We start from the raw sequence: 3,993 nt of genomic DNA on the forward strand, positions 1-3,993 counted from the left end.
ATCTTTCCGCCAGGCTCAAAGGCGATCGGCTCGACCGTACCTTTGGGTATGCCCTTCGCCAATCGCCTTTGCCCTGACGAAAACCTGCTCCGGCAGAACGTTTCTATTTAACAAGGAAACGCTCTAGATCGCTTTAGAACCGCGGAAACCAGGGCGGCACGAGTGGCTCGCCCGGCACAGGCTCTCTGACAGGGAGGCCAACGTCGCGTCTCATGCGATCCGACAGGTGCGCCGCATGATTTTTTGTCCGCTGACGGGTCAGCATACCAAGCAGCACCGCTTTCAAGGTGGCTCCAACGCCAAAGGTCCGAACCAGTTCGTCAACGGCTTTCGATAGATCATTTACACTCAAAGATTGTTGTTTAGACATAAGTCATCCGTCCCGGCGCAGAAAAGCAACCAGGTCCTCTTGTGATGAAAAAAGGCGTGCGGAAACTGCCTGCGTAGAAAAGCCTACGCGTTCAGAGGACTAGTCGACACACCGTGATGTATAGTGAAAAGCCTGATAAGGCCGCGAAAAGCTTAAATCGCCATTCCGCGTCGGTTTCCGCGCAGCAAATGTCCGGAAGATACCGGAGATACGGAGGAAACGGGCCCATAGAGGCGAGTGTGCTTAAATGTGGTCATTCAACGCCTCCTGTTTTTGAGTTACGGGCCTGATTTTTGTGACACAGCTCCGGTCTATCCGCAAGAGGTTCAATCTCGAATTGTATCAATCAACGGTTTGTGAGTGCAAAAATGTCACATCAAAGGATAAGAACATACGAATGACCGACAAAACCGGCGGATTTAGGCGCGATCTTTACCTGACGCTGTCCTCAAACCGAAGCCCTGCATTAATCGTCGTGTGGTGAAATCCGGACGACCAGAAGTGAAAACCGCAAAATCGAAGCCTTCCGGGTGGTCCACGCCCGGCAACACCTCTACCTTGCGGCGCGCTTGCCGGGCAATGGCTTCGGCAGGATCGAGCCAGTCCACCGGCCACGGCGCAAGCTTGCGAAACAGATTTGCCATGAAGGGATAATGGGTACAGGCAAGTACGACAATATCTGTTTGCCTGCCCTTGTCCTCGATGAAGCAGGGCGAGATTTCAGCAAGCACCGCCTCGTCGGAGACAGTTTCGCCTCTGATCCAGCTCTCCGCCATTCTGGCAAGGTTCTCAGAACCCACCAGCCTGACATGGCATTGAGAGGCAAAAGACTGAATAAGATCGCGGGTGTAAGCCCGCTTGACCGTGCCGGGCGTCGCCAGAACCGAAACCAGGCCCGAACGTGTACGTTCTGCCGCTGGCTTGATGGCCGGAACCGTCCCGACGAACGTCATATCGGGAAAAGCCTCCCGCAAATCGGCGCCTGCAAGCGTGAAAGCGGTGTTGCAGGCAATAATGCACAGTTCCGGTTGATACGTTTCGAGGAGATCAGCAAACAAGGTAAGGATGCGCTGGCGTAAACCATCCTCTTCCCAGCCCCCATAGGGAAAGCCCGCATCGTCAGCGATATAGATGAAGCCTCGCTCGGGCATCAACACCCGCGCCTCACGCAGAACCGTCAGCCCGCCAATTCCAGAATCGAAAACGAGAATCGGCTTGGATAGAGAAACGTCAGTCGTTGTCGCCAGAGCCATTCTTTGAGGTCCCCTCGCCTTCGGCGCCCTTGCCTGCCCCTTTCGGCCAGCGGCGCGGAAAGGCATCGAGCGACTTGATCACGCCGCGAAACACGCTGATTTCCTGCTCGGTGAAACCACGCCGTGACAGAACAGCCCGCAGATTGTCCACCATTTTCGGCTTTTTTTCAGCCGGATGAAAATATCCACGCGCATCCAGCGCCTCTTCGATCTGATCGAACAGGCCGAAAACCTGCGCTTTGGTCGAAGGCCGTTGCTGAACGGAATCGAACGCCGTCTCCGCAAGATCCTCCATGCCGGATTTCATCCATTCATAGGACATCAACAGGACGGCCTGGGCAATATTCAATGAAGCGAATGCCGGATTGACGGGGAATGTGACAATCTCATCGGCAAGCGCTACTTCCTCGTTGGTCAGTCCCCAACGTTCGCGACCGAAGAGGATTCCGGTCTTTTCGCCCGCCTTGAACTTGGCGCGTAGAGTTTCGGTCGCAGTAACAGGCGCTCGCACCGGCTTGAAACCATAGCGTTCGCGGGCAGTCGTTGCGTAGACAAAGTTCAGGTCGCGGATGGCGTCTTCCAGCGTCTCATAAACCTTGGTGGCATCGATGACGTGATCTGCCTTCGAGGCCGCAGCGCGTGCCTTCTCACTTGGCCAGCCATCACGCGGATTGACCAGACGCAACTCGGCAAGACCGAAATTGGCCATGGCACGCGCCACCATACCGATATTTTCGCCGAGCTGAGGCTCGACCAGGATTATGGCCGGGCCTTCGGCAATAAGTTCGAGATCGCTATTTGTACCTGCCATAGTAGCCTTCCATTTTTTTAGGCTTCACTGGCACAGTTTTCCGCGCAAATCAAAGGCAAGCGGGCGCGAAAGACGGCTTATTCGCCTTTGATGATGGTGGTCATCTCCTGCTGGAGGGAATCGCGACCCTCGTCGCCAACGCGGTGTATGTCGTTGATGACCGGCTTGCCGTCCTCCTCGATCACATCGAAATTGACCTGATCGACCGTCGTCTTCATCTCTGCCTCATCCATGCAGGCCCAGAGTTTGAACTTGACTGTCACGTCGCTCACGCCGTCTTTGGGCGGCGCTGCCGAGATGTTGACGTCCTGCAACGGGCAACCGTCCTGAGAATTGGTCACGACGTCGTAACCGAAAGGGTCGCCCTTCTCGCCGGACTCTGCTTCATAGGCAGGTTTCTTGGAGGCTTCGCGGTACTGAGCGATGAAGGACTTGCTGAAAAGCGTCGTCAGTAGATCTTCGTCGAAGATGTATTTCCAGTCGTCCGCCTCGCCGGACCAGTTCTTCACCGTGATGTCCATAACCTTCTTCACTGGCTCGGTCGGGTCGGCGGCAAAGGCGCTGGAGGAAATGAACATTGCGGCAATGGCGAGCAGAATCTTCTGCATGATGACGTCCTGAAACTTCAGCTTACCCAACGTAAGCGATTCGCCTGAATTTAATCAGCAAGCGCATTTTGGCAATGCAGCAAACGCGTTTTGGTGAAGCCAAAAAAACCGGCCGACGGCTTTGCCTCTGACGGCTCGCAATGCTATAGCGCCACGGGATATTTGCCCTTATGGCGCTCGATTGGGCGCAACCGCTCTCGAAGGTGAGGAATTCATGACAAAGATCAAGGTAGCCAATCCGGTCGTCGATCTCGACGGCGACGAAATGACCCGTATCATCTGGCAGCTCATCAAGGACAAGCTGATCCTGCCATACCTCGATCTGGATATCGAATATTACGATCTTTCCGTTGAAAACCGCGACGCGACCAACGACCAGGTAACCGTCGATGCGGCACACGCCATCAAGAAGCACGGCGTTGGCATCAAGTGCGCAACGATTACACCGGACGAAGCCCGCGTTGAGGAATTCAACCTCAAGCAGATGTGGAAGAGCCCGAACGGCACGATCCGTAACATTCTGGGCGGCGTCATTTTCCGCGAACCGATCATCTGCAAGAACGTACCGCGCCTGGTCCCAGGCTGGACCCAGCCGATCGTTGTCGGCCGCCACGCTTTTGGCGACCAGTACAAGGCAACCGATTTCAAATTCCCAGGCAAGGGCAAGCTGACGATCAAGTTCGTCGGTGAAGACGGCCAGGTCATAGAGAAGGACGTGTTCGACGCTCCGAGCGCTGGCGTGGCACTTGCCATGTACAACCTCGACGACTCCATCCGCGAATTCGCCCGTGCGTCCATGAACTACGGCCTGATGCGCAAGTGGCCGGTGTACCTCTCCACGAAGAACACCATCCTGAAGGCCTATGATGGTCGCTTCAAGGACATCTTCGAAGAGGTCTACCAAAGCGAATTCAAGGCGCAGTTCGACGAAGCCGGCATCATCTACGAACA

General features: G+C 55.3%; 4 protein-coding genes. 1 reads left to right on the forward strand and 3 read right to left on the reverse strand.

All coding sequences use genetic code 11. The features are described 5' to 3' along the window. Positions 1–789 precede the first annotated feature (789 nt). The 3 genes from murI to QZ869_RS19025 all read right to left on the reverse strand — a co-directional run bounded on the left by murI (position 790) and on the right by QZ869_RS19025 (position 3,042). The gene (gene murI / locus QZ869_RS19015; protein WP_296106675.1) at positions 790–1,623 is read right to left on the reverse strand and encodes a glutamate racemase; all 834 of its coding nucleotides are present in this window, start codon (positions 1,621–1,623) and stop codon (positions 790–792) included. After that, complete coding sequence (locus QZ869_RS19020) at positions 1,601–2,434, reverse strand: RNA methyltransferase (protein WP_296036123.1); 834 nt, start codon at positions 2,432–2,434, stop codon at positions 1,601–1,603. Before QZ869_RS19020 ends, murI begins: the two co-directional genes overlap by 23 nt. A 77-nt stretch (positions 2,435–2,511) precedes the next feature. Next, positions 2,512–3,042, reverse strand: coding sequence for a hypothetical protein (locus tag QZ869_RS19025; protein WP_296036121.1), 531 nt, complete (start codon positions 3,040–3,042; stop codon positions 2,512–2,514). A gap of 214 nt (positions 3,043–3,256) precedes the next feature. Between QZ869_RS19025 and QZ869_RS19030 the strand changes: the two genes are divergently transcribed. Further along, a partial coding sequence (locus QZ869_RS19030; protein ID WP_296106677.1) for an NADP-dependent isocitrate dehydrogenase occupies positions 3,257–3,993 on the forward strand: 737 nt, incomplete at its 3' end.

The sequence above is a fragment of the uncultured Agrobacterium sp. genome, assembly GCF_913777885.1.
Lineage (GTDB): Bacteria > Pseudomonadota > Alphaproteobacteria > Rhizobiales > Rhizobiaceae > Agrobacterium.